A 26417-nucleotide genomic window follows, 5' to 3' on the forward strand; every position below is an offset into this window, starting at 1 on the left:
TTGAAGAACTCATTAAAACTAAACACAAAATGAAATATTCTAAATTGAATCTTGCAAAAGAAGCCATCAGCCATAAAGGTTTCGTAAAAAAAATCCCTGATATTTTCAGAATGGTAAAATTTTGGAGAAAAGGTCTTTACCCGATGAAATCTATTGACATTATCCTTCCATTACTCGGGATTTTGTATGTGATCTCACCTATAGACCTTCTTCCTGAGTTTGCCGTACCTGTACTGGGTGTCATGGATGACCTTGCGGTATTATCACTTACGATTCCAAAGCTGATCAAGGAAGTGGATAAATTCCTCCTGTGGGAAGCAGAACAAAGGCTGAACGGCACAAAAGTCATTGACGCAGAAATTGTAAAATAATAATTTACAGAAATATTCTTAAGCCATCCTGAAACGTTCGGGATGGTTTTTTATTTACAAATTGCTGATAAATTTTTAAGCCTTATTTCAAATGATTAAATTTGCAGTATCTAATAAAAAATAATGGAAAGTAAAAAAGAATTTTTCTTAGAATGCTACAAGCTGGGCATCATCAAATTTGGAAGGTTTACCTTGAAAAGCGGGATCGAAAGTCCGTTTTATGTAGACCTGAGACCTTTGGCTTCGGACCCTAAAATCTTAAAAAATCTGGCCAATTATTTATTGGAAATGCTTCCACTGGATAATTTCGATTTGATCTGCGGAGTGCCTTATGCAGCCCTTCCGATGGCTACTGCAATGTCTTTGGAAAGTTATATTCCATTAATTATTAAAAGAAAGGAAGCCAAAAATTACGGAACTAAAAAACTGATCGAAGGAATTTACCAGAAAGGCCAGAACTGTCTTTTGGTTGAAGACGTGATCACCTCAGGAAAATCTCTTGTAGAAACTATTGCAGAGGTAGAACAGGAAGACCTTAAGGTAGCAGATATCGTGGTGGTTCTTGACAGGGAACAGGGCGGAAAACAGCTGCTGGAAAGCAAAGGTTACAGAGTTCATACGCTTTTCAATATTTCGGAAGTATGTGCTATTCTTCAGGAAACCGGGGAACTGTCTGACGAAGAAGTAAAAAGAATCCAGGATTTTCTTCAGGGAAACCATATCCAGTTTGAAGAAAAAACGAGAAGTTCTTACGAGCAAAAATTAGAGCACGCGCAACATTCAGTTTCTAAAAAGCTGTTAGAAACGGCGCTGGCAAAACAATCAAACCTGATTGCATCTGCGGATGTGACCACAACACAGGAATTGCTTGATTTAGCTGAAAAAGTTGGCCCACACGTGATTGCACTGAAAACGCATATTGATATCATTTCGGATTTTGACTACGAAAAAACCATTACTCCTCTTAAAGCACTGGCTGAAAAGCACAGATTTTTACTGATGGAAGACCGAAAGTTTGCTGACATCGGCAACACCCAGGAACTTCAGTTTACCAGCGGTGTATTTAAAATTACAAACTGGGCAGATTTCGTAACCTCACAGGTCATCGGAGGATTTGAATCTTTAGATTGCTTTAAAAATGTAGGCGTAGTTGCTATTGTTGGAATGTCTTCCAAAGGAACGCTTACTACCGCGAACTACCGTGAGGAAGCATTAAAAGTGGCCTTATCCCATCCAAACGTGATTGGCGGAGTATCCCAGAACCAGCTTCCAGAGGAACTTCTTCTTTTCACTCCGGGTGTTAATCTTGCAGATTCGGGAGACGGAAAGGGCCAGCAGTATAACACTCCTGAGCATGTTTTCAAAATGCTTCATACCGACTTCATTATCGTGGGAAGAGGAATTTATAAATCTGCAGATCCGGAAACCGCCGCCATTACCTACAAAAATACAGGTTGGAATGCGTATGTTAATTCTTTGCAAAAAAACACCATCCAAGGTTAAAACCCTGTTGAATTTATTCAAAATAAGTTTATATTTGGGCTTTATCACAGGATATTGAAAAAGATCACCACTTGCCTAGTTTTGTTTTGGGGAATTGTACAGGTTTCCGGGCAGAAAGACAGCATTTATATTGAAGCAAAATTATCTGCCGACAGAAAAATACTGGAGGTGAATCAGGAGATTGTGTACTACAATCATTCGGATAAGGACCTTCATTCGGTGAAACTCCTCAACTGGGTTTCCGCTTATCATAAAAGAGGAACATCCCTGGTCTACAGAAAGCTGGAGGACAGAAGTAGCGACCTGCATTTTGCAAAACAGGAACAGCTGGGTAAGCTTCTTAACCTGGAGATTAAAACTTCAGCACAGGAGTCCGTTCCGGTTAAATCTATGGCCGATGAGAACCTTTTTCTTCCCCTGACAGAGGCTTTAAGGCCTGGTGAAAGCATTAAATTAAAGCTTCAGTATAAGATGGAGCTTCCCGATAAGAAATTTACGGGCTACGGAACATCCGATCAACTGACGGCATTAAAATATTTCTTTATTGTTCCGGATCATTTTGATCCGGACAATATTTCCAAAAGAAATTATCACGACATTGAAGAGTCGGTAAATTTCAATACGTACTGGACTGTAAATTTTGACCTTCCTCCCAACAGTTTTATCGAAAGTAATCTTCCTCAGATCCAGATGAATGCATTTAAAGGTTATCTTGATTCTGATCCTGAATTTGTGATTGCACAAAACGGACTTCCTTCAATAAAAGTTAATGTGGATGGAGATGATACTGAGGTCAAATTCGGATACAATCTGAAACCGGAAGAAAAACAGAATCTGGAGTTCTATCTTCCCCTGCATTTAAAATTCGTCAAGGAAAAAACCGGTTTCCTGCCGAGAAATCTTTTTATTTCTGAAAAATTCAGATCTTCGGAAGACTTTTTCGGAAATAATGATATTAGTTTTTGGAAATTCCGGTTTCAACTGTTCACGGATGCTGAGAAAACAGATCTTGATTACTTCGGAATTATTGCAAAAAAAGTGCTTGATGAAGGCATTATTGCCGATAAACAGACCAATCACTGGTTTAAAAACGGTTTAAAATCTTATCTGGAAATTCAATATCTTCAAAAGTTTTATAAAGAGACCAAATTATTGGGCAACTTACCGGAAACACGCATTTTCGGGGTTAAGCCCCTGAAACTCTTCCATGCATCACAGGTAAAGCTTATTGACCGTTATGGACTGTCTTATCAATATATCATGTCCCAGAATCTTGACCAGAAGATCGACGAGAAGTTTGCGGTCCTGAGCAACTTCAATGTTATGGCAGTGAGCAGCTTTGAAACAGGAAGCCTGTTTAATTATACGGCACAGAAAATGGGCTACGATCATTTCGATACTATTTTAAAAGATTATATCTTCAAAAATACAGACAAGAAGATTGATCCGGAAGAGTTCCTTAAAGAGCTGGCTGAAAAAGATAAAAATTCAGGTTATCTCTCTGATTTTCTAAAGCATAAAAACAGGGTTAATTTCAGACTCAAAAATGTACGGAAAGACGATGAATCCCTGAACATCAGAATCGGAAAAAACACAGACTCTTCCATTCCCGTAAAACTTGAGACCCAAACCCGGGAAGGCGAAAAGAAATATTACTGGATAGAGACGGAAGAAAATGAAAGGACGACCAATTTTGTGCTTCCCGCTTCAGAAGAGATTCATAAAGTGACCCTCAATACAGATTATATTTTCCCTGAATCCAAATACCGGGACAACTTTTTATATGCGAAAGGTCTGTTCTCGAATGCAAAAAAGATAAAATTCAAACTGGTCAAGGATATTCCGAATCCTGAATACAACGAAGTATACATCAGTCCAAGGGTGCGTTTTAATAATACTTATGATAAATTCCTCCTTGGAGTGAACCTGAAGAACCAGTCCTTCTTTGATCAAAAGTTCCTGTATTCATTTACCCCAACCTACAGTACCGGAACCGGAAAGCTGACAGGGTCGGGAGCGATCTCCTACTCTTTTCTCCCTGCTGAAAGTGTTTTCAGAAGTATTACGTTTGGAGTGTCAGGATCTTATTTCCATTATGATTACGGATTGGCTTATACCAAAACTTCCCTATTTTCCAATTTCAATTTCAGGAAAAACCCGAGAAGTACAGTGAGCAGAAGTATCGGACTTTCTTACAATTATCTGGAACGAGATCTGAGCCCAAGAATGATCGCTAACAGAGATTACAAGAAATATAATCTGTGGAGCGCAGGATATGGCTACAGTGACAGCCAGATGATTCACGAAAAAAGTTTAAGTCTCAGCACCCAAGGAATGGAAGATTTCAACAAGATAACTGCTGAAGGATTCTACCGGTGGGAGTTTGCACCTAAACAGAAACTGAGTGTCAGGTTATTCGCCGGTTATTTTTTAAGAAACGAAACCCGGAACAATACATTCAATTACGGGATTTCGAGGGTATCGAATTATTCTTTCTCTTATAATCTTTTGGGGGAAAGTGCGAACAGCGGTCTTTTATCCCAACAGTTTATCCTTGCTGACGGTGGTTTTAAATCTTTTATTCCCGGATCTGTTAATCAGTGGATCACTTCTTTCAATGTGGATTCCAGTGTATGGAAAATATTCCATGTGTATGCAGATGCCGGAATTTATAAAAATAAAAACCGTCCTGCAGAGTTTATCTGGGACAGCGGGATTAAAGTGAGACTGATTCCGGATTTCCTTGAGATTTATTTCCCTATTCAATCTTCGCTGGGCTTTGAGCCTTCTTTTAAGGATTATGCGAAACGGATCAGATATACTTTAGTACTTAATCTTGGAGCAGTGATCAATGCTGCCAGAAGAGGCTGGTACTAAAATAAAAAAGCAACTGAGAATACAGCTGCTTCTTTTAACATGTTATATTGAAAACTAACTTTTGCCTTTATAAGAAATAAGTGGTTTATCAATATTGAATCCGCTTATCCTATATTACTTAAATATCAAAAAGAATACCACAAAATTAAACTGACTAAAGATTTACGCACAAAACAAAAAACAACTTACAAATTCACTGAATTATTTGAATTATGTCAATGAAAACAACAATATGACAAATAATTACACAAAAAAGTTGCGGCCATTTCTTCGAAATGGCCGCAACTCATATATTATAAAGAAACTGAAAAATTAGTCTTTCAGGATCTTCTGAGATACAGGCTCGTTGTTTACTGTTCCTGTCACGATATAGTTTCCTTTTGAAAGGTCAGAAACGTTAACCGTACCGTTTTCTTTTACAGAAGCAGACTTCACTACCTGTCCCATCATATTGTATACTTTAACATCTTTCACATCAGCACCGAAAGTAATCTCGTCGCTTTTCACGAAAGTGTTTTTTACAAGGTTCAGTTTGGTTCTGAAGTTTTCAGAAGTACCTAATGCTCCTGTTGTAGCAGTTCCGCTGATGATAACATCATCAACACTGAACGTTCCTCCGGAAGCTTCAGCTCCGTAAAAATAGAATCTTAGAGTTACAGGGGTGGTTACATTGGAAATAGCCGTCGCTAAAGTATTTCCATTTTGTCCTGTACAGCTTGAACAGTCATTTACAAAATGAAATTCATTGGTTCCTACCACTTCCAGTTCTGCATTAGCCGGGCTGATTGATGCCGGTAAGTTAGCAGCATAAGAATCTGCATTTGATCTTACCACATAGAATCTAGGTCCTGTTCCTGATCTCTGGCTTCTGAACGTAACAGAAGATACGGAAAGGCTTACACCTGCATTAGGAGTTATAGTAACCTGTAAATACTTTGAAAGGTCAGGGTTCGTTGCTGTAGGAGCATTGCTATGGGCAAATCTGTTTCCCGTTCCCGTTTGTGTATATCCTGTTGTTGTAAAGTTTCCGGCAGCAATATTGGAACTTCCGGCTCCTGCTACAGCTCCTGTTGTTGGAGGAGGTGTCCCTTCAAAATCATAAGTAGCCGTAAAGCTTTGTGCATTCATCGTCGATAGCGCTGCTATCCCCAAAATAGTAAAGATTTTTTTCATTACAAAAAGTTTTTTTTATTTACTGGGTAAAAGTACAAAAAAACCATCACTCTAGTAAAATAGTGGTATATAATTAACAATAAGTTAAAATTACTTTTTTAAATATTCTCTCAAAAACCGCATTAACATTCATATTTTTAGCCGTCATATAAATCCCACTACAAGGATCTAATCATCTATAAGATTCTCCTGTCATCAATTCATCAATTGAGCATACTGCAAGGTTTAGACTGAAAATCGTAACCACCGATTGTGCTTAAAAAATATTTTTTCTGTCCGCAATGTTCAGGGTTATGAAATTTTATCATTCATAATTTACACTCTAAAATCAACTGTAATTTTCAAGTATTTACAATAATTGCATTAATTTTCTGTTAATAATGCGAAACCTATTTCCATTAACATTTTTTAGTTATTTTTACGAATTATTTTGAAAGGCTTGCGCAATCTTTTTCTTCTGATCGGTTTGTTTTTCATGGGCATATTTTCGGCTCATGCGCAGATATTTTCATGGAAAAACCCAAACATTCCTGAGGACAGTATAAAAAAAGACAGCATTCTTGCCGCCAGGTTTGAACAGGATATTTTTGCAAAAGACACCCTTGATTTTGTAAAAACCAACAATAAAATAATTGTAGACGAAGCAGTACTGGCCAAAAACGACAAAAAAAGATTTTTAGGAGAACTGAATTCCAAAGGTTCCATTATCCGCGGAATTACTTTCGGGAATAACCAGGGACAGTCTGTACAGAGTTCCATGGACCTACAGATTTCAGGCCGTCTTTCAAAGGACGTTACTATTTTAGCCAGTATTTCGGATCATAATTTACCGATTCAGGCTGACGGATATACACAGACTCTGGAAGAATTTGACAAGATCTATATGCAGCTCAATATTAAGGATAAATCAATCCTTAGAGCAGGACATCTTGATCTTGTAGACTCCAAAACCTATTTTGCAAAATTCCAGAGACGAAGCATGGGTCTTGAATTCCAGACAGAATTCGGAAAGGACAATAAGACTTTTGTAGATGTTTCTATGGGGGTGGCGCGAAGTGAATTCCACAGGGTCCGTTTCCAGGGGGTGGAAGGAAACCAGGGACCTTACCGTTTAACCGGTAAAAACGGTGAGCAGTTTATCACCCTGATCTCAGGTTCAGAGCAGGTCTTTATTGACGGTATCCTGATGAAGCGTGGAGAAAACCAGGATTATATTATTAATTATAATACCGGAGAAGTAACTTTTACCAGTTTCCGTCCGATTTTCCAGCAGAATTTCATTACCATTTCCTATAACTATACAAACAGAAATTATTCAAGATACCTGTTTACGGGGAAACTTGAACATCAGAGAGAGAAATTTAAAGTAGGATTGAATTGGTTCATGGAGAATGACAACAAAAATGCTCCGCTTTCTTTAAACCTTTCAAAAGAAGATGAGCAGATTCTTGCCAATGCCGGGAATGACCCTAATTTAATGTACGCGCCGTCCGGAGTGGTAACTGAATATGATGTCAACAAAATCTTATATCGTTTAAATCCTGCCGGAAACTTCTATGAATTTTCCACGGATCAGAATGAAACACTTTATCAGGTATCTTTCACCTATTTTGGGATCAATCAGGGAGATTATAAAATTACGCAAACCACCAACAATGGTCGTGTTTTCGAGTACGTAGGAACTAATCTTGGAGATTACAAAGCTGTACGGAAACTCCCTTCCCCACAAAAATCGCAGGTATACTCAGTGAATTCCGAATATCTTTTAAAGGAAGGGAAAATAGGGGCTGATTTCTCTTTGAGCAATTATGACCTGAACCTGTTTTCCTCAAAGGATGCAGCCGAGAATATAGGTTATGCATGGCGTGTTTTCGGAAATAAGACCTTTACAAAAAACACATGGAAAGGAACTCCAAGTTTTGAATACCAATATATTGATAAGCAGTTCCATATTTTAGACCGTATCAATGATGTGGAATTCTCAAGGGATTTTAACCTGGTTCAGGAGTTCAGCCAAAGGACTCAAAACAGGTTTATCTTCAGTTTTTTAAATAAATGGAATAATAAGTCTACCTTAAATTACAGGATCAATTATCTGGATGAGCAGGATACGTACAAAGGAATAAAAAATGATCTTGATTTTGGCTGGATCACCGGAAAATTCTTCACAAAAGGAAACCTTTCCTATCTGAATACCACCGCCACCCTTCAGGATACTAAATTTATCCGGGGTGGGGTTTCCACAGAGTTTACCGGCAAAAAAGGAAGTTGGGCTGTAGGTGGAAGCATGGAACATAACGAGAAAAAATATAATGATACCCAGCTCATGGATGTCACCAGTTTCAGCTGGAAAGAACTTTTCGTGCAGAAAAAAATAGGTGACAGTACACGTACCAAATTACTTGCAAAGGTTTATATGAGGGACAATGATTCCGTGCGTAACAACAGGCTTGAGAGTATGAACAATATTCTGGGGATTATGGCAGAAAGCCAGCTTATTAAAACGGATAAAACCACCTTAAATGCATTGATCCATTACAGAAAGTTCTTCTACCAAAGTGACGACGCGGACATGACACGAAATAATGATTTTGTGGTAGGAAATATTCTTTATAACCAGCAGCTGTTCAGAAACGGGATGCGTCTTCAGGCATTTTATGAGCTTGGAAACGGACAGGAGGCTCAAAGAGAATTCCAATACCTTAAAGTAACGGACGGACAGGGTGTTTATAAATGGACCGATTACAATGGCGACGGCATCCAGCAGCTGGATGAATTTGAAATTGCAGAATATTCCGATCTGGCCCAGTACATCAGGATTTATACGAATTCGGTAAGGTATATTCCTTCCAATAAAAATAAAATTCAGCTCGCTTTATTTGTGAATCCATCTATTGTTTTTAATTCCGAGAATGCATTTTTAAAGCGCTGGAATTTCAATGTTTCCTTAAATTCGCAAAACTCATTTTACAAGAAAGACAAGGTTCTGGTCCTGAATCCTTTTGAAAAGAACAGTGACCAGATCCTTAAAAATCAGAATATTTTAGCTTCCGTACAGTTTAACCCAACTGAAAAATCCGGATGGAATGGAAATTACCGTTTCATTACGAACGACAATCTCATTAATGCCAACTTCAGTAATGAGGAACGTCAGCAGACGTCTCATTTTGTCAATATTGGCTATTGGTTCAATAAAGAATTCAGGGTGGATTGGGAAAACTCAGTCCATGAACTTAAAAACTCGTCCCAGCTATTTGCAACAAGGGATTACCGTTTGAATAATATTGAAACGAAACCGAAAGCAACCTATAAATTCACAGATGCCATCCAGGCTGAACTTTCCTCGGCCTACCGTCAGAAAAAGAGAGCAGACGGAGAAGAACTCCTGAAAGCTTTTGATATTACAGGAACCATTCAATGGGAGCGAAAGAAAACTTCTATCAGAGGGAACTTCTCTTTTATCAACAACGATTTTACGGGGAACAATTTCAGTATTGTAGGAAACCAGATGCTGGACGGTCTTAAACCGGGAAAAAACCAGGTATGGAGCGTCTTTATTCAGCAGGCCATCAATTCTTTCCTTCAGCTGAATTTAAATTATGAAGGCAGAAATTCCGGGGACAGAACCATTCATATCGGAAGTATGCAGGTGAAAGCGAGTTTTTAACGGGTTTGAGATTTTGAGGGTGTTAGCGTTTTAGAGTTATGAAGTATGAGTTATGAGTTATAAGTTTTTAAAATCAATACAACTTTTTCTATCATACTCCGGTCTGAAATCTGATGTCTGTTATCTGATATCTAATATCTCATCTAAAATCTTGGTTCATTACTCTCCATCCCCCTCTTTTCCACTCTATCCACACCATAGATATTATCATACTCCTAAATGTTTAGAATTTCGTAAATTTGCGGCATGGTAAAAATAGGCAATATAGAACTGCCGGAATTTCCGCTTTTGCTGGCTCCGATGGAAGATGTAAGTGATCCTCCGTTCAGACGGCTGTGCAAGATGCATGGGGCAGATCTGATGTACTCAGAATTTATTTCGTCTGAGGGCTTGATCCGTGATGCAATGAAAAGCCGCAAGAAGCTGGATATTTTCGATTATGAAAGACCGGTAGGTATTCAAATCTTTGGCGGTGATGAGGAAGCAATGGCGATGTCCGCAAGAATTGTAGAGACGGTAAATCCGGATCTGGTGGATATTAATTTCGGATGTCCTGTAAAAAAAGTAGTATGTAAGGGAGCGGGAGCAGGAGTTCTTAAGGATATTGACCTTATGGTACGTCTTACGAAAGCGGTTGTAAGTTCTACCCATCTGCCAGTTACTGTAAAAACCCGTTTGGGATGGGACAGCACCAGCATCAATATTGATGAAGTTGCGGAACGTTTGCAGGAAACCGGCATTAAAGCACTCACCATACATGCAAGAACCCGTGCGCAAATGTACAAAGGGGAAGCAGACTGGGAACATATTTCAAGAATTAAACAGAATCCTAATATTGAGATCCCTATTTTCGGGAACGGAGATATCGATTCTCCTGAAAAAGCCCTTGAATACAAGCAGAAATATGCTTGCGACGGGATCATGATTGGCCGTGCAGCTATTGGATATCCATGGATTTTTAATGAGATCAAACATTTTTTCAAAACAGGAGAGCATCTGCCTGAACCTGTTATAGCAGACCGTTTACTGGCTGTCCGCCAGCATGCGGAATGGAGTGCAGAATGGAAAGGGGAAAAATTAGGACTTATTGAAATGAGACAGCATTACAGCAATTATTTCCGTGGTGTTCCTCATTTTAAAGAATTCCGGAAAAAATTCCTGGAAGTTTTTACTTTGGAAGAAATGGATGCCTTGATTAAAGAAACGCAGCAGTTTTACGAAGAATACATGGCACAACAGGCATAATAAAAAAACCATCAGAATCTGATGATTTTTTTATGTTCTAATATCCGTCTGATGAGGATTCGTTTTTAATAAGTGCCAGTGCGGAGGAAGTTCCTATTCTTTTCACTCCCATGCTGATCATTTTTTCAGCATCTCCGGGGGTTCTTACTCCTCCGGCCGCTTTTACAGGAAGTTTCCCTGCGTTATCCAGCATGATTTTAATGCCTTCAAAGGTAGCTCCGTTGGGTTTTCCACCTTCTGTCTGATAAAAGCCTGTAGAAGATTTCACAAAAATATTCGGAAGATCGGCTTCAGAGAAATTTTCTTCTGCCCAGTTTGAAATATTTTTGGTTATATCTGCTATCTGTCCGTCTGTGAGTGCCGCTATTTCAATGATCCATTTCACCACTTTATGATGCTTAAGACCAAGCTGCGTACATTTCACAAACTCTTCTTTTACCTGTCCGGAATTTCCTTCAAGATAGGCTTTGTAATTAATAACAAAATCCAGTTCATCTGCTCCGTCTTCAATTGCTTTTGAGGCTTCCGCAAGCTTCTCGTCAATCGTATAGGTTCCTTCATGAAAACCTATCACGGTGCCTACCGCAACATTTGAATTTTTTCCCTGAATATACTTTTTAATATCCGCTACATACTCCGGCCGGATCATCACTGCAAAAATACCATGGTCTATGGCTTCCTGAGCAAGATCTTTATCTACTTGTAATGTTTCTTCGTTTGAGATTCCTGACTGTGCAGGTGTTTTCAAATAGGTGGAATCCAAATATTGGGCAATGTTCATATCGTTATACTTTCAGTTGTCTGTAAATACCTTGCTCCAAAGATATGAAAGTTTCAGTTCTTGTTACCCCCTTCAGCTTCTGAAGTTTGTTCAGAATCTGCATCAGATGGTCATTATCCTTACAAAGGACTTTTAAAAATATCGTGTAGTTTCCTGTTGTATAATGAGCTTCTACAACCTCATTCACATCATGCAGGGATTTTACAACTTCGGGATAATGACTTGGCTGGTCTAAAAATACCCCGATATACGAAATGACCTTATACCCGATCTTTTTAGGATTAAGAAAAGAAATAGAGTTCTCGATAACTCCGGCGTGCTCCAGTTTTTTGATTCTTTGATGTACAGCTGTGGTGGAAATTCCAACATTTTTTGAAATGTGGGCCAGCGAAGTTTTCGCATTATCCATGAGCATGTAAATGATCTCTTTGTCAATTGAATCTAAATGATAACTTGTGTTGCTTGAATTTTTCATTTTCTACTTTTTTATTATTTATGTTTTTGCTTCTTTAAATTTTACAAAAACCGGAAAGTGGTCGCTATATCCGCCCAAGTACCGTGTACCGGCATAGGTTCGGAAGGGTCGTCCTTCAAAATTTCTTGTCCGGCTGCTTATTTTTTCAGAATTAAAAATCTGTGCATTCTGAAACACCAGGGTATCATTACCAAAGAGGGATTCGGACATGATAATCTGATCATAAAGCAGACCCGACTTATAATGAAAAGTAGAATAATTTCTTGTAGAGAACAACTCTAGAAAAGGGTTTACCAAGACCTTCTCATGATCGTTGTCATAGAGAATTTTTACTAATTTTTCATCATCAGGGTTTTCGTTAAAATCACCACACAATATCACATGTTCCTTTTCTTCATGTATAATTTTCACGATCCTTGCCTGGATCTCATTAAGAATAAAGTCTCTTTTGGGTTTATTAACGTCTTTTTCTCGCTTGGAGGGAAGATGGGCGATAAAAACATTAATAACAGTTCCTTTATATTTAATTTTAGAAAATAATACGTCTCTGGTTGTGTCGTAATTTTCTGTGTTTTTTTTATTTATAATTTCAAAGAAGAAGGTAATAGTTTCTGAATCTATAATTTCTACTTTGCTCTTATCATATAACAGTGCAACATCTACCTTTCTCTCATCCATAGAATTATAATGTACAATTCCATATTCCGAATTAAAAGGTTCCATTTCTACCAGGTCTTCCAGTACTTTCCTTCCGGAAACTTCGGACAAACCGATTAAAAATGGAAGAACACCATTTTCCTCCTTCATCAATTGGAAAACATGTGAAATTTTAAACAGCTTATTCTTATATCTCTTCTCGTCCCAGTTCCTCAGTCCCGATCTTGTAGGATCTAACCTGTGAACAGGTTTGGGATCAGGTAAAAATAGATTTTCGACATTGTAAAAAGAGAACATCTCCATCTGCACAATTGCTATCTTAAAATTATCATTTTCTTTTCCGTTGTAAATTTATTATTTTTTTTCAAATGACGTTAATTTATTTATAATATTTTTAAACTAATCTTATACAATAAATATAACAAGTGAATAAAAAACATTACCAGAAAAGCATTTCATGGTTAAAAATTTAAACTTTTTAAAGCTGTCTAAGTCCAAAAGGACATTAAAACGATACTTGTTTTTTAAATTAAAAAGAATAAATCTACAAAAAAAATAGAAATAAGCTAATATTTTTCTGTTATTTTAACTTTTGTATCCCTACTTATTCCATTTTTCCCACAACTTTACAGATATGCGAAAAAAAAAGCATAGGATTGATTGGTTTCAGTTATCTTTTTTAAAGTAAATCAGGACGTCTCTCTTGTGTGATTCTTACCGCTTCTTCATGCCGCCATTCTTCAATCCTCGCAAAATTTCCACTTAAAAGTACTTTGGGAACCTCCAGACCTTTGTACACTTCAGGCCTTGTATAAATAGGTGGAGAGAGAAGATCATCCTGGAAACTGTCTGTCAGTGCACTCTGCTCATCATTCAGAACTCCGGGAACCAGTCTTATGATGGAATCGGCCAGCACGCATGCCGCCAGCTCACCTCCCGTAAGAACATAATCCCCGATTGAAATTTCTTTGGTGATATGAAGATCACGCACCCTCTGGTCGATCCCTTTGTAATGACCACACAAAAAGATCAGGTTTTTTTTAATCGAAAGAGAATTGGCAATTTTCTGGTTCAGCGTAACGCCGTCCGGGGTAAGATAGATCACCTCATCATACTCCCTTTGAGCTTTAAGTTCAGAAATGCATTTATCCAGCGGTTCTATCATCATCACCATTCCTGCACCACCTCCATAAGGCTCATCATCAATCTGTCTGTGCTTATTAATAGCCCAGTCTCTCAAATGGTGAAAATGAACTTCTACGATTCCTTTATCCACTGCTCTTCTCAAAATAGAAGCTTGAAACGGACTTTCCATTAATTCCGGAAGCACGCTTATAATATCAATTCTCATTGTACTGTACTGTTTTTCTTATTAGGCGAAATAATTAATCTTAAGGAAGAGTCTTTATTGAAATAGCTCCACATCCAGTTGAAAAAGACGGCAAGTTTATTCCTTACACTCAGAATGAGCATCAGGTGCAAAAACATCCAAAAATACCACGCCAGGAATCCCTGGAACTTGATAAACGGAAGATCCACCACAGCTCTGTGTTTTCCTATGGTTGCTAGTGAGCCCTGGTCTTTGTATTCGTACTCTACCCAGTCACCTGCATTTTTCTTCAGAAAATTTTTCCCTAAATTTTTCGCCTGATTAATGGCTACGTTGGCCACCTGCGGATGTCCCTGCGGATACTTGGGAGTTTCCATATAAGCGATATCCCCTACTGCATAAATATTGTCGTAACCTTTTATTTTATTGAACCGGTCTACTATATACCTGTTTCTTACTAATTTTTCTTCCGGAAATCCTGCCACCACATTTCCTGTAACCCCGGCTGCCCAGATCACATTATTGGATGGAATTGTTTTTCCGCTTTTCATGTGTACCTTATCACCATCATATTCTGTAACTACCTCCCCACTCATGAAAGTCACGCCAAGATCCTTCAGATATTTTTCAGACTTTTCCTGGGCTTCACTGCTCATCACAGCAAGAGGCTTTTCGGTGGAACTCACCAGAATAATTTTAAGATGATCAAAATTCATATACGGATAGTCTCTCGGAAGAATTTCTTTTTTCATTTCAGCAAAAGCACCGGCCAGTTCTACACCGGTTGGGCCGCTTCCTACGATGACAATATTCCAGTTCCCGTCATCACTTCTGCTTTTTTCCAGAATCAGCTTTTCAAACGTCATCAGCACATGATTTCTGATGCCTATCGCTTCCTGGGTATTTTTCATCCCGAAAGCTCTTGATTCCAGTTCTTTGTTTCCGAAGAAATTCGTTTTACATCCTGTTGCAATGATCAGTTTGTCATAGGTAAATTCAGCTTCATCAGTGATCACCCTGTTGTGTACAGGATCAATTTCTTTCACTTCGGTAAGACGAAACTGCGTATTTCTGGATTGCTGAAAAATCTTCCGGAACGGGAAGGAAATATTGGAGGGTTCTATCCTCCCACATGCAACCTGATAAAAAAGCGGCTGAAACATATGATGATTCACCCGGTCCAGAACGATTACTTTTTTGTTCCTGTTATTCAATGTTTTTGCAAGCTGCAGCCCCGCAAATCCTCCTCCTATAATGATGATTTTTTCGCGTGTTTCCATAATACACAAATTTACTGATTTTATTTAGCATTTAGTAGTGAAATAAGTTAGTTTTGCAAAACTTTATGACCCCAAAAAAGTATACCAAAAAAACTGCCAAAAAAGTGCATGAAACCCGCCGGAAGAATTATTTTTTCCGGAGAAAAGTGATATTGGCTGTTTTGATTGTGGCATTAATAGGTACCGGCTTTTACCTGAAGCAATCGATCAGTTATTACTACGCCTTATACTTTAATAAATTCAGTCATAAAAAGCTTCATAACAGCGAAGTGGAAGCGGCCAGGATTCAAAAGATCCTCACCAACAACCTGGATAAAACCTACGGATTTGATATTTCCCATTACCAGAACAGGGAAGATATCAAATGGGACAGCCTGAGCATCGGAAACAAAACAATTCCCCTGGAATTTGTAGTGATGCGTGCCACAATGGGAAACCGCAATGCAGACAAACATTTTGATGAATTCTGGGCAAAAGCTCAAAAACACAATCTGATCCGCGGAGCCTATCATTTTTACAGAGCAGATGAAGATCCCGTAATCCAGGCCAATAATTTTTTAGCGAATGTAAAACTGGAAAGCGGCGACCTTCCTCCTATTTTAGATATTGAAAAAATCCCCAAACGAAAAACCAATAAAAAACTGCTAGAAGACCTTAAAGTATGGTGCAAAATCGTAGAGGAAACTTATGGGGAAAAACCAATTATCTACACGTACTACCATTACTACAAGGATTTTCTGAAAGGAGAATTTGATGATTATCCACTATGGCTGGCCAATTACAATGACGTTCCCGCTCCCACTCCCGATGACCACTGGGATTTCTGGCAGTTCACGGAAAACGGCATCGTTCACGGCATTAATACGAAAGTAGATTTGGACATTTACAACGGAAATTCCTGGTCCTTGAAGAGGTTGACACTGGACTAAATGATGATTGATGATTGATGGATGATAAATGATGATCACTCACGCATTTGCCTTTTAGCCTTTTCGCCCTTTTGCTTTTTTGCCTTTTCGCCCTTTTGCAAATTCGCCTATTCGCTATTTCTCTAAAAACCTCACAATATCCGCATTCAGCTCATCCGCTTTCTCAAATGGAATCATATGGGTTGCATCTTTGTAGATTTTGAGTTCTGCATTCGGGATTTGTTTTGCCATCATTTCCGAATGCTCCTGCTTAATAACGTCTTTATCCCCTGCAATTACCAATACCGGACTTTTGATCTTTGTAAGGTCTTTTTCAGAGATATGAGGTTCGTTCAGCATGATTTTCACCAGTCTTTTTTCATTGAACTTCTGAGGATCATTCTCAGCCTGAAGTACCAACAACTGGTTTTTCATATGCAAAACAAGTCTTTCATCAACACCTTCGGGAAAGGCATTGGCACCGATGGCAATCACTTTTTGACAGGTTTCAGGATATTTTAAAGCGAATTCAAGGCCTGTGATCCCGCCGTCGCTCCATCCTGCAATATTTATTTTTTTGAGACCCAGCTGATCTGCAAGGGCTTTCACATCCTCTGCAAACTGAGTGTAGTTGAAATCTTTTTTGGATGTATCGATACTTTTCCCCTGCCCGCGGGTATCTACTGCAATCACTTTAAACTGTTTGGCCAGCACCGGAATCTGCTGGTAAAAATCCCTGATGCTGCCGGAATTTCCATGAAGCAGGAAAAGCGGCTCTCCTTCGCCGTAAACTTCGTAATAAAGCCGGGTATCTTTTAAGGGAAGATAGGCGCCTGCAGCAGTATTTTTCCCGTAGATAGAATTCCCTGATTCCGTTTGATATTGTGAAACATCTGAGATCAGGCCTTCAAGGTCATCTCCTCCGGCTGCTGTTTCATCTTTAATATTCTTTGCGCTTTTATCCACTTTTACATCAATATTAATGGCCGGTGCTGCCAGAGTCATTTTATGCCAGTCCCCGTAAAATTTTCTCATGAATCCTGTTCTGAAAAGGGCTGCACTGATATTAATCTTGCCTTCAAATTCTTTCAGAAACTGGATTCCGATAAAAAATTTCCCCTGCACCCAGATATTATGATGATTAACGTCCAGGGTATAGGTTCCGTCTTTGATCATATCCTGCGTAAGTTCTACAGTGATTTCTTCATCCAGGATATTTTTATCCGGGAAACCATCTTTTTCTGAGTAGATACTGTACCTCATCAATACTGGCCTGTCGGAAGTATAGCTGGCAATATTCAGATTGATATTTTTAATTTTGGATCTTTTGCTGGCATTGAATTCCAATGCAGTCTCTCCAAGAAAATCCTCCCTTCTGAATTGGGGATTCACGGAATACAGAACATGTTTTGTTTTGGTATTTACTCCCCAGTTTTTATCTACCAGCTTTTTAACTTTAATGCTGACCTCCTTAATATTTTTAGTCTTTTCTTTTAAAAATATCTGTTGCTTATCCTGCTTTCTGAAAAACTCTACGGTTTGGATGTACGGTTCATATCCGGGAACCTCTATCTTAATTTTCCCTGAGGCATCAAATCTGGTAAGGTCAATGGAATAATTTCCCTTTTCATCGGAAACTGTTCCGGCATTTTCCTTTTCCACACCAATCTTTACGTAAGGAACCGGTCTGTTCTCATTTTTGGAAATGATAGTTCCGGAAATCACCTGGGCATTGAAAGAATAAACCCCTAAAAGGAATAGTAAGGTATTGAGTTTTTTCATAGTATAAGTTTGGTGCAAAATTCTTTATTTCCTCCCTTGAATACTCACAATACCTTATTAAAATTTAAACCGGTTTAGTTAAATTTATGGTAAAACAGTTTCTGTTCGTGACAGTAATTCTAAAAAAATGATAAACTTTTTCTGTTTTTAAAGAATATTCATAATTTCTTCCCAGGAGTGCACCCTTCTGTAATTTTCATTTTCAATCAGCTCGTTGTGCGGCTGGGTAAAAATAAGTTTTTCTCCTGCAAAATGATCCAGGTTTTTAGGATAATCATCAATCATGACATCGCCATGTACTACTTTTTTACTGCCGCAGAGAACAATCTGTTCCCAGCTGATGAAAGGAAAATGTTCCGCCAGCCAGTCGAATTTCTCCCGTAAGCTGTTGGGAAACTCCATTCCTGCGGAAACAATATACAGTTCGTATTTATTATTTAAATATTCCAACGCTTCACGGCTTCCTTCCATAACAGGAAGCGTTCTGAAAAAACCGATCTCATTCACGTGTTTTTTACCGTTGGGAAAAGATTCTAATTCCGGTTGTCCCTTCAGACGGCTGATTTCTATTTCAGTACCTGAATCTCTTTTTTCAAACTGCACAAGCTGGTGGTAGACATCCGCCATTACCCCGTCCATATCTACAATTACTTTTTTCATTTTCTGACCTCTGATTTAGTATTCTATTAAAATTTGAGCAAATGCTCTTTCAAATGTAGTTAATGTCTTTTCAAAATATCGGTTTTCAGGTATTAAATAAATCTTAAAAATTAATGACTGGAAGTGGGAAGAAGGAGGCTGGAAGTTGCTTTGCAGTCAATTGTAACACTTGATATACAGGTCTACGGATCCGTATTTAAAGTTTAATAAACTATGATAAAGTTCCGATATCATTATCCAATAGCCCTCTTTCTTCGAACTTCCTGACAAATTGAATTCTGTAAAACTTTTCTGCGTACATTTTCGTATTTTTGCGGCTCGATACAAAATCAATATCAAACCCTACCTTCCAATGAATTACGTTTCTGCAGAAAATCTTACCAAATCTTACGGCATCAAATTTTTATTTAAAAACATCTCCTTTCACATTAATGAAGGAGACAAAATAGCCATTGTTGCCAAAAACGGAAGCGGAAAATCTACCCTCCTTAAAATATTAATGGGGAAAGAAATTGCAGACAGTGGAACGGTAGCTATTAATAAGGATATCCAGGTGGTTTTGTTTGACCAGGAAATTGATTTTAATCCTGATCTTACGATTGATGAGTTTATGATGACGCTGGATTCGGAACCGATTCTTGCGCTTAAAAACTACCACAAATCCCTTCATTCTACTGATGATGCTTTTATTGAAAAGGCACTGAATGATATGGAAGCCCACAAAGCCTGGGATCTTGAAAACGAAATGAAGCAGATCCTTTCCCAGCTTAAAATCACCAATCTTGAGGCTAAAATGGGAACCCTTTCCGGAGGACAGGTAAAACGTGTGGCCCTGGCCAAACTTCTAACGGAAACCAGAGCGGAACACAAGCATACCCTTCTGATTATGGATGAGCCCACCAACCACCTGGATGTGGAAATGGTAGAATGGCTTGAAAATTATTTAACCAAAGCAAAAATTACCTTATTGCTGGTTACTCACGACCGTTATTTCCTGGACAGCGTTTGCGATATTATCTGGGAAATGGAAGATCAGAACCTTTATCTTCACAACGGATCTTATGCAACCTATCTTGAAAATAAGATGATCCGCGAGGATAATATGAATGCGACCATCGACAAGGCCAACAACCTTTACAGAAAGGAACTGGAATGGATGCGCAGACAGCCGAAAGCCCGTACCACAAAGTCAAAAAGTAGGATTGATGCTTTCTATGAAACAGAAAAAGTAGCTAAAACTGACACCAGCAAACAGGGACTTGAACTGGATTTTGAAATGAAACGCCTCGGGAATAAGATCCTTGAGTTGAAAAATATCGACAAAAGCTTTGGAGACAAACTATTACTAAAGGATTTCAGCTACCAGTTCCAGCGCGGCGAAAAGGTTGGAATTGTAGGAAAAAACGGTGCGGGAAAATCCACACTGTTAAATATTATCCAGGGACTTGAACAATATGACAGCGGTGCTATTGAAACAGGAGAAACAATTTCTTTCGGGTATTTTTCGCAAAAGGGACTTACGTATAAAGAGGATGAGCGTGTGATAGATTTCATCAAAGAAATTGCAGAATATTACCCTCTTGCCAACGGAAAAAGTCTTTCCGCATCACAGTTTTTGAGATTATTCCTGTTTGATGACCAGACCCAGTATTCGCCGATTTCCAAATTATCCGGCGGCGAAAAAAGGAGGCTTCACCTGATGTACATCCTGTATCAGAATCCTAATTTCCTTATTTTTGATGAGCCTACGAATGATCTTGATCTTCCTACGCTGACCGTTCTTGAGAACTTCCTTCAGCAGTTCCAGGGTTCACTGATCATTGTTTCTCACGACAGGTATTTCATGGACAGAATTGTAGATCACGTTCTCGCCTTTGAGGGCAACGGAAAGATCAGGGATTTTGTTGGAACCTTTTCGGAATACAGGGAAGCCAAGAGCCGCGAAGATGCTATGGAAAAAAATACAGCATCCAAACCGGAACCGGTAAAAGAAACTGTAGCAGCTCCGGAAGTTTCCCAGGCTTCTGCGAAAAAAAGAAAAATGACCTTTAAGGAACAGAGGGAACTGGAAACCATAGAAAAGGAAATGCCTGAACTTGAACAACAGCGCGCAAAGATCATGGACCAATTGAATAACGAAACAGAATATGAGAAAGTAGCCCAACTTTCCGCCGAGCTGGAGACTGTTTCTGAAAAGCTTGAGGAATATGAGATGAGATGGCTGGAGCTTCAGGAGATTTAAAAAAGTTAGAAGTTATAAATTATGAGTTATAAGTTATAGAAAATAGAGGTTTTCAAGATATAAAATGAGAGTTTAAAGCATTTTTAAACTCTCACATAAATTTATAAATTTTCCTTTTTGTTAACCAGAATCTCAATCCAGAATCTCATAACTTATAACTCATCACTTAAATACACTATTTTCCCTCCTTTTGAGCTTTCCAGCGAGGCATCAATGATCTTCATATTCTGCACCACTTCCCTTCCCTGGGACGGCAGCGCATATCCGAAGACGATATATTCGTAGATCTGCTGATAATAATTCATATAATTTCCGGGTTCACTGGAGGTAAGAATTCTTTCTGTCTCTGAATTTTCGTTTAAAAAATTCAGGATTCCATCCGTTCCTTGCAAAGGCTCGGTCCATTCTGTTCCATATACAGGAATTACACCGGCCACCAGTTCGTTTTCCTGATTATCGGTTCTTTCCTGAAGGAAGCTCCCTTTTTCTCCGTGAACAGAATACGCATAATGTGCTTCTTTGGTGAAAACAGATGATTTAAGTCTTACCCTTAGGTTATCTTTATAGTATAACAGAATTTCAAAATAATCGTTCGCATATTCTTCTCCTTTCATGGAAAACACATCGGCAAAAAGCTTTTCAGGATATCCGAAATACTGTACCGCCTGGTCTACAAGATGGGCTCCAAGATCGTGCAGGGAACCAGAACCTGTCTGCTGAGGGTCTTCTTTATGCTGTTTTCCGCTTGGTGTGGTCCGGAATCTGTCAAAACGGATCTCTGCTTCTTTGATGCTTCCCAGTGTTCCGTCATTAAGAATTTTATGCACCTGTAAAAAATCACGGTCAAATCTTCTGTTCTGATACACACTTAAAAACAGTCCTTTGGATTCCGCCAGATTCACAAGCTCTTCTGCTTCCGAAACACTTACGGTAAAAGGTTTCTCAACAATTATATTTTTCCCCGCCTCAAGAGCCATCTTTGCATATTCATAATGGGTCTGCACGGGAGTATTGATGATCACCAGTTCTATATCTGCACTCTGAAGCATTTCTTCTACGGAACGGTAAATCGTAGCTTCAGGGTATTTTTCCTTAGATTCATCTTTGCTTCTTTCTACTACCGCCGCCATAAAAAATCCGGGATGTTCTTTCAAAAACGGAGCGTGGAACACTTTTCCGCTCATTCCAAAGGCACAAAGTCCTGCTTTTACCAATTGCATATGTTTAATTTTTAAACAAATATATTCATAAAAGAAACCTGATCCATCATCTGAGCTGTATAGAAATAATTTTCTGCTGTAAAAAAGCGATAAAGTTATCGGTATTTTACATCCTCCGGTTAGTCCTAAATAAGTAAGTCTGAAAGAAGAATCAGATTTACCGTTGCAGCCCTTATCATTCCGGTGTCCGTCTGATTTATTAGAATTATATTATCGTTAAAATAATGACCAAATAATTCACATTCCTATCATCCCGGAATTAACACATATTCTGAGTTTTTATCTTAAATTAAGAAGTCTGGCACATTTCTTGTCTTTTCTTTAATCTACAAATGATAACATTTAATTATTAAAATAATAAATTATGAAAAAACTAATTTTTGCAGGAATATTGGCAGTATCAGGATTAACTGCAACTGCTAACGCTCAGATTCAAAAAGGTAACTGGCTGGTAGGAAGTAGCCTTTTAACAAGTAACTTCGGTTTAAACACCGGTGGAGGATACAGTATTGCCATTCAGCCTAAAGGAGCTTATTTCATAGAAGACAATGTTGCCGTGGGTGGATATGTTAATTTAGGAATCAGCAAAGTAACCAATGGAAGCCCTACAAGATTTGACTATGCAGTAGGTGGTTTAGGCCGTTACTATCTTTCTCCGGGTGAAAAAGGAGTAGATAATTTATTGAATCACGGACGTTGGTTCTTTGAAGGTAACGTAGGTATCGGAGGATCATCTGTTGAAAATGGTAATTCTACAACAGGTCTTGACTTTGGTGTAGGTCCTGGTTACTCTTACTTTATCACTCCAAACATTGGTCTTGAAGGTCTTGTTAAATATCAGGGTCAAACCGGATTTGGTAGCGAAGGTCTTAACTCCAATATTACGTTCAACGTAGGATTCAGTATTTATTTACCGACTTCGAAGGCTAAAGACATTGCAAGAGACGTAAACTAGTCACTTTACATTTACCGAAATAAAAAAATTGAAATCGCCCCGAAAAATTTTTCGGGGCGATTTTCGTACAAATTAAAACTAAACTATAAAAAATCAAATAAATCATGTATTGGGTTGGGGCGTATATCTCAGATACGGCTTTATCTCGGTCACTCCTTTCGGAAATATTTTTCTGGCATCTTCTGTAGAAATGGCAGGCGGTACAATCACATCTTCACCCTGTTCCCAGTTGACAGGAGTAGCTATACTATGCGAATCAACCAGCTGAAGAGAATCCAGTACACGCAGGATCTCATTAAAATTCCTTCCGGTAGACGCCGGATAGGTAATGATAAGCCTTACTTTTTTGTTCGGATCTATAATCAATAATGAGCGTACTGTAGCGGTTACCGATGCATTCGGGTGAATAAAATCATACAATTCTGAAATGTTCCTGTCTTTATCTGCAATAATGGGAAACTGCACTTCTGTATCCTGGGTTTCGTTAATATCCTTAATCCAGTTCTGATGGTCTTCTACTCCATCTACACTTAAAGCAATAACTTTGGTTCCTCTTTTATCAAATTCCGATTTCAGTTTTGAAGTGTAACCCAGCTCTGTAGTGCATACAGGCGTATAATCTGCAGGATGTGAGAATAAGATTCCCCAGGAATCTCCTAAAAAATCATGAAATTTAATATCCCCTAAAGACGTCTCTGCCTGAAAGTCCGGTGCGGTATCTCCTAGTTTGATTGACATAATATTCTGCTTTGTTAGTCTACAAATTTAGTAGACTTTTTGAAACTGGCAAAATTTTTGTTGAAAATTTATATATTTAATCAAAATTTTATTCATGCAGAACATTGAGCACAGCTATGTAGACGTTATTTACAGGGTTTTGGAAAGCTGGTACATGAGGTTTGCCGAGCTTACCCCTAAATTGATCGTGGGGATTCTGGTTTTCTCTTTTTTTCTTATTACCAGTAAATACCTAAGTTTAGGCGCCGTAAGATTATTTCACAAGTTTTTCCCGAAAAGCAAAAAAGAAAGTTCTCTGGTTACTCTGATAGGCGTTTTCAGATTTCTGATTATGCTGATGGGGACCTTTATTGCCCTTGAAATTATGGGCTTCAGCGGCTTCCTGTGGAAGTTTATCGGAAGTTTAGGGGTAGCCGGGGTTATTGCCGGGGTGGCTTTGAAGGATCTGGTATCCAGCATTTTTTCAGGAATGCTGATCGGGATTGATAAAGCTTTTAAAGTGGGTGATTATATTACCATCGGGAATCATTCGGGAACGGTTCAGGAAATAGGATTTTTAACCACCAAAATTATTACTGACGATGGCAAAAAGGCATACATCCCCAATCAGGTGATTTTTAATGCACCGTTTTACAACATCACCGCATCACCTCAGCGCAGGATTATCTTAAATTTTGAAATTCCTGCCGATGAAGATATCACGAAAGCCCAGAAAGGAATGCTGGATGTGATTAAAAATCTGGAGGGTGTAGACCGGCTGGATACTTCTGAGGTTATTTTTACAGATCTGAAGCAGGGAAATTTCAATTTACAGGCTAAATTCTGGATGAAAATAGGGGCCAATATCGTTCAGCTGAAAAGCGAGGCCTATCTGAAGATCAAGGAACGCCTGGATGCGGATAATATTCAGTTGGTAACGCCTACAAGCATCAGCATTACCAATGGTGAAAGTCTTCCCCCCGAACATCAGGATAAATAACAAATATCAACCGCTTTTTTTAAGCGGTTTTTTTACTTCATTTGTTTCTTTTGTGCCTTTGAATGATCCTTCTTTGGCTGTTCATATGACAAAAAGATATTTTTAACCACAAAAGTCACAAAAGTTTTTTGACACGTAAGTTATTTTAAAGATAAGTAGAGTACACATAGAAGTACACATAAGTACTTATGAAAATCTTTGATTTTCTGCTTATGTGATCTTATTGATTTTCAGGAACGATAAAAAACTTTTAAAACTAAAATGTTCTAAAGTGTTGAACATTAAAAACTTTTGTGACTTTTGCGGTTAAAAAGAAAAAGAAAAAACCGTTCCAAAAATGAAACGGTTTTCTGTATTATTTAAAAGTTCAGGCTTATGCTAAAACTTCTTTTACTTTGTTGGCTGCTTCTTCCAGAGTAATTGCAGAATGTACAGGAAGACCTGATTCGTCAATTAATTGTTTAGCTTCTACAGCGTTTGTTCCCTGTAATCTTACGATCAATGGAACCGGAAGGCTACCCATTGCTCTGTAAGCATCTACAACTCCCTGAGCCACTCTGTCACATCTTACGATACCTCCGAAGATGTTGATCAGGATCGCTTTTACATTCGGATCTCTAAGGATAATTCCGAAAGCCGTCTGTACTCTCTGAGCATCAGCAGTACCACCTACGTCAAGGAAGTTGGCTGGGTTACCACCTGATAATTTGATGATATCCATAGTTGCCATTGCAAGACCGGCACCGTTTACCATACAGGCAACGTTACCGTCAAGTTTTACGAAGTTAAGACCAGCTTCACCAGCTTCTACGTCCATTGGATCTTCTTCTCTTGTATCTCTAAGTTCAGCTAAATCTTTGTGACGGAACAATGAGTTGTCATCCAAAGTAACTTTAGCATCTACAGCGATAATTTTATTATCAGAAGTTTTCAACACAGGGTTGATCTCGAAAAGAGAAGCATCAATTCCTGTATAAGCATTGTAAAGAGACGCGATGAATTTTGTGAATTCTTTGAACGCATTTCCCTCAAGACCTAAGTTGAAAGCAATTTTTCTGGCCTGGAATCCCTGAAGACCTAAAGCCGGATCAATAATTTCTTTGTGGATCAAATGAGGAGTAACTTCAGCTACGTGCTCGATATCCATCCCGCCTTCAGTAGAATATACGATGGTATTTTTACCTTCAGCTCTGTCTAAAAGAATGGAAACATAGAATTCCTTTGTTTCAGATTCTCCCGGATAATATACATCCTCTGCAACCAAAACAGAATTTACTTTTTTACCTTCAGCAGAAGTCTGAGGGGTAATAAGCTGCATTCCGATGATGTTCTGAGCGTTTTCTTTTAATTTATCCATGTTTGGAGAAAACTTTACACCACCACCTTTACCACGTCCACCTGCGTGGATCTGTGCTTTTACAACCCATCCCTGAGCTCCGGTTTCAGCAGTCAGCTTTTCAGCAGCAGCTACAGCTTCGTCTACGTTATTTGCAACGAAACCACGTTGGATAGCTACTCCATACTTTGATAAAATCTCTTTTGATTGATACTCGTGAAGATTCATATTATTTTTA

At 38.5% G+C, this 26417-nt stretch carries 20 protein-coding genes; 9 read left to right on the forward strand and 11 right to left on the reverse strand.

Annotated features, from left to right (window positions below):
- Positions 1-29: 29 nt before the first annotated feature.
- The 3 genes from B7E04_RS21390 to B7E04_RS21400 all read left to right on the forward strand — a co-directional run bounded on the left by B7E04_RS21390 (position 30) and on the right by B7E04_RS21400 (position 4751).
- Positions 30-371, forward strand: coding sequence for a YkvA family protein (locus B7E04_RS21390; RefSeq protein ID WP_062649823.1), 342 nt, complete (start codon positions 30-32; stop codon positions 369-371).
- A 123-nt stretch (positions 372-494) separates the two neighbouring features.
- Positions 495-1874 carry an orotidine-5'-phosphate decarboxylase gene (pyrF, locus tag B7E04_RS21395; protein WP_080780534.1) on the forward strand — a complete coding sequence of 460 codons (1380 nt, stop codon included), beginning with the start codon at positions 495-497 and terminating at the stop codon, positions 1872-1874.
- A gap of 54 nt (positions 1875-1928) precedes the next feature.
- Complete coding sequence (locus B7E04_RS21400; protein WP_228440017.1) at positions 1929-4751, forward strand: aminopeptidase; 2823 nt, start codon at positions 1929-1931, stop codon at positions 4749-4751.
- 312 nt (positions 4752-5063) lie between these two features.
- On the opposite strand, the gene B7E04_RS21405 is transcribed toward B7E04_RS21400, so the two are convergent.
- The gene (locus tag B7E04_RS21405) at positions 5064-5924 is read right to left on the reverse strand and encodes a T9SS type A sorting domain-containing protein (RefSeq protein WP_080780536.1); all 861 of its coding nucleotides are present in this window, start codon (positions 5922-5924) and stop codon (positions 5064-5066) included.
- Between the two features lie 475 nt (positions 5925-6399).
- On the opposite strand from B7E04_RS21405, the gene B7E04_RS21410 reads away from it, so the two are divergent.
- A complete protein-coding gene (locus tag B7E04_RS21410) occupies positions 6400-9591 on the forward strand; it encodes a hypothetical protein (protein ID WP_080780537.1) in 3192 nt (1063 codons plus the stop codon).
- Positions 9592-9837: 246 nt separating this feature from the next.
- Entirely contained in the window at positions 9838-10836 is a 999-nt protein-coding gene (gene dusB, locus B7E04_RS21415; protein ID WP_062649833.1) for a tRNA dihydrouridine synthase DusB, read from the forward strand.
- A 37-nt stretch (positions 10837-10873) separates the two neighbouring features.
- On the opposite strand, the gene deoC is transcribed toward dusB, so the two are convergent.
- The 5 genes from deoC to B7E04_RS21440 form a co-directional block, all read right to left on the reverse strand.
- Positions 10874-11617, reverse strand: coding sequence for a deoxyribose-phosphate aldolase (gene deoC, locus B7E04_RS21420; RefSeq protein ID WP_080780538.1), 744 nt, complete (start codon positions 11615-11617; stop codon positions 10874-10876).
- 4 nt (positions 11618-11621) lie between these two features.
- A complete protein-coding gene (locus B7E04_RS21425; RefSeq protein WP_062649837.1) occupies positions 11622-12092 on the reverse strand; it encodes an Lrp/AsnC ligand binding domain-containing protein in 471 nt (156 codons plus the stop codon).
- Positions 12093-12110: 18 nt separating this feature from the next.
- Positions 12111-13052 (reverse strand): endonuclease/exonuclease/phosphatase family protein, encoded by a 942-nt coding sequence (locus tag B7E04_RS21430; RefSeq protein ID WP_080780539.1) that lies wholly within the window; start codon positions 13050-13052, stop codon positions 12111-12113.
- 376 nt (positions 13053-13428) lie between these two features.
- The gene (gene trmD / locus B7E04_RS21435; protein ID WP_080780540.1) at positions 13429-14100 is read right to left on the reverse strand and encodes a tRNA (guanosine(37)-N1)-methyltransferase TrmD; all 672 of its coding nucleotides are present in this window, start codon (positions 14098-14100) and stop codon (positions 13429-13431) included.
- Complete coding sequence (locus tag B7E04_RS21440) at positions 14097-15359, reverse strand: NAD(P)/FAD-dependent oxidoreductase (protein ID WP_080780541.1); 1263 nt, start codon at positions 15357-15359, stop codon at positions 14097-14099. The genes trmD and B7E04_RS21440 overlap by 4 nt, the downstream gene beginning before the upstream one ends.
- Positions 15360-15424: 65 nt before the next feature.
- Here B7E04_RS21440 and B7E04_RS21445 point away from each other — a divergent pair, with 65 nt between their 5' ends.
- Positions 15425-16288 (forward strand): glycoside hydrolase family 25 protein, encoded by an 864-nt coding sequence (locus B7E04_RS21445; protein ID WP_080780542.1) that lies wholly within the window; start codon positions 15425-15427, stop codon positions 16286-16288.
- A gap of 114 nt (positions 16289-16402) precedes the next feature.
- On the opposite strand, the gene B7E04_RS21450 is transcribed toward B7E04_RS21445, so the two are convergent.
- A complete protein-coding gene (locus tag B7E04_RS21450; RefSeq protein ID WP_080780543.1) occupies positions 16403-18049 on the reverse strand; it encodes an alpha/beta fold hydrolase in 1647 nt (548 codons plus the stop codon).
- 147 nt (positions 18050-18196) lie between these two features.
- The gene (locus B7E04_RS21455; RefSeq protein WP_080780544.1) at positions 18197-18709 is read right to left on the reverse strand and encodes a 5' nucleotidase, NT5C type; all 513 of its coding nucleotides are present in this window, start codon (positions 18707-18709) and stop codon (positions 18197-18199) included.
- Between the two features lie 352 nt (positions 18710-19061).
- Between B7E04_RS21455 and B7E04_RS21460 the strand changes: the two genes are divergently transcribed.
- Positions 19062-20951: an ABC-F family ATP-binding cassette domain-containing protein gene (locus B7E04_RS21460; RefSeq protein WP_080780545.1), complete on the forward strand. Its 1890-nt coding sequence runs from the start codon at positions 19062-19064 to the stop codon at positions 20949-20951.
- Positions 20952-21103: 152 nt separating this feature from the next.
- Here B7E04_RS21460 and B7E04_RS21465 read toward each other — a convergent pair whose 3' ends face one another.
- Entirely contained in the window at positions 21104-22171 is a 1068-nt protein-coding gene (locus tag B7E04_RS21465) for a Gfo/Idh/MocA family oxidoreductase (RefSeq protein ID WP_080780546.1), read from the reverse strand.
- Positions 22172-22535: 364 nt separating this feature from the next.
- Between B7E04_RS21465 and B7E04_RS21470 the strand changes: the two genes are divergently transcribed.
- The gene (locus tag B7E04_RS21470) at positions 22536-23126 is read left to right on the forward strand and encodes a hypothetical protein (RefSeq protein ID WP_080780547.1); all 591 of its coding nucleotides are present in this window, start codon (positions 22536-22538) and stop codon (positions 23124-23126) included.
- A 102-nt stretch (positions 23127-23228) separates the two neighbouring features.
- On the opposite strand, the gene B7E04_RS21475 is transcribed toward B7E04_RS21470, so the two are convergent.
- Positions 23229-23864 carry a peroxiredoxin gene (locus tag B7E04_RS21475; RefSeq protein ID WP_080780548.1) on the reverse strand — a complete coding sequence of 212 codons (636 nt, stop codon included), beginning with the start codon at positions 23862-23864 and terminating at the stop codon, positions 23229-23231.
- 94 nt (positions 23865-23958) lie between these two features.
- Between B7E04_RS21475 and B7E04_RS21480 the strand changes: the two genes are divergently transcribed.
- Complete coding sequence (locus tag B7E04_RS21480) at positions 23959-24843, forward strand: mechanosensitive ion channel family protein (protein WP_080780549.1); 885 nt, start codon at positions 23959-23961, stop codon at positions 24841-24843.
- Between the two features lie 373 nt (positions 24844-25216).
- On the opposite strand, the gene sucC is transcribed toward B7E04_RS21480, so the two are convergent.
- Positions 25217-26407: an ADP-forming succinate--CoA ligase subunit beta gene (gene sucC, locus B7E04_RS21485; RefSeq protein ID WP_080780550.1), complete on the reverse strand. Its 1191-nt coding sequence runs from the start codon at positions 26405-26407 to the stop codon at positions 25217-25219.
- Positions 26408-26417 lie beyond the last annotated feature (10 nt).

The sequence above is a fragment of the Chryseobacterium phocaeense genome (genome assembly GCF_900169075.1).
GTDB classification, from domain to species: Bacteria; Bacteroidota; Bacteroidia; order Flavobacteriales; family Weeksellaceae; genus Chryseobacterium; species Chryseobacterium phocaeense.

Bases quoted from the DNA above. Each gene is read 5' to 3' on its own strand.
- B7E04_RS21390 (WP_062649823.1), top strand. From the start codon at position 30: ATGAAATATTCTAAATTGAATCTTGCAAAAGAAGCCATCAGCCATAAA.
- pyrF (WP_080780534.1), top strand. From the start codon at position 495: ATGGAAAGTAAAAAAGAATTTTTCTTAGAATGCTACAAGCTGGGCATC.
- B7E04_RS21405 (WP_080780536.1), bottom strand. From the start codon at position 5,924: ATGAAAAAAATCTTTACTATTTTGGGGATAGCAGCGCTATCGACGATG.
- B7E04_RS21410 (WP_080780537.1), top strand. From the start codon at position 6,400: ATGGGCATATTTTCGGCTCATGCGCAGATATTTTCATGGAAAAACCCA.
- dusB (WP_062649833.1), top strand. From the start codon at position 9,838: ATGGTAAAAATAGGCAATATAGAACTGCCGGAATTTCCGCTTTTGCTG.
- deoC (WP_080780538.1), bottom strand. From the start codon at position 11,617: ATGAACATTGCCCAATATTTGGATTCCACCTATTTGAAAACACCTGCA.
- B7E04_RS21425 (WP_062649837.1), bottom strand. From the start codon at position 12,092: ATGAAAAATTCAAGCAACACAAGTTATCATTTAGATTCAATTGACAAA.
- B7E04_RS21430 (WP_080780539.1), bottom strand. From the start codon at position 13,052: ATGGAGATGTTCTCTTTTTACAATGTCGAAAATCTATTTTTACCTGAT.
- trmD (WP_080780540.1), bottom strand. From the start codon at position 14,100: ATGAGAATTGATATTATAAGCGTGCTTCCGGAATTAATGGAAAGTCCG.
- B7E04_RS21440 (WP_080780541.1), bottom strand. From the start codon at position 15,359: ATGGAAACACGCGAAAAAATCATCATTATAGGAGGAGGATTTGCGGGG.
- B7E04_RS21445 (WP_080780542.1), top strand. From the start codon at position 15,425: ATGACCCCAAAAAAGTATACCAAAAAAACTGCCAAAAAAGTGCATGAA.
- B7E04_RS21450 (WP_080780543.1), bottom strand. From the start codon at position 18,049: ATGAAAAAACTCAATACCTTACTATTCCTTTTAGGGGTTTATTCTTTC.
- B7E04_RS21455 (WP_080780544.1), bottom strand. From the start codon at position 18,709: ATGAAAAAAGTAATTGTAGATATGGACGGGGTAATGGCGGATGTCTAC.
- B7E04_RS21460 (WP_080780545.1), top strand. From the start codon at position 19,062: ATGAATTACGTTTCTGCAGAAAATCTTACCAAATCTTACGGCATCAAA.
- B7E04_RS21465 (WP_080780546.1), bottom strand. From the start codon at position 22,171: ATGCAATTGGTAAAAGCAGGACTTTGTGCCTTTGGAATGAGCGGAAAA.
- B7E04_RS21470 (WP_080780547.1), top strand. From the start codon at position 22,536: ATGAAAAAACTAATTTTTGCAGGAATATTGGCAGTATCAGGATTAACT.
- B7E04_RS21475 (WP_080780548.1), bottom strand. From the start codon at position 23,864: ATGTCAATCAAACTAGGAGATACCGCACCGGACTTTCAGGCAGAGACG.
- B7E04_RS21480 (WP_080780549.1), top strand. From the start codon at position 23,959: ATGCAGAACATTGAGCACAGCTATGTAGACGTTATTTACAGGGTTTTG.
- sucC (WP_080780550.1), bottom strand. From the start codon at position 26,407: ATGAATCTTCACGAGTATCAATCAAAAGAGATTTTATCAAAGTATGGA.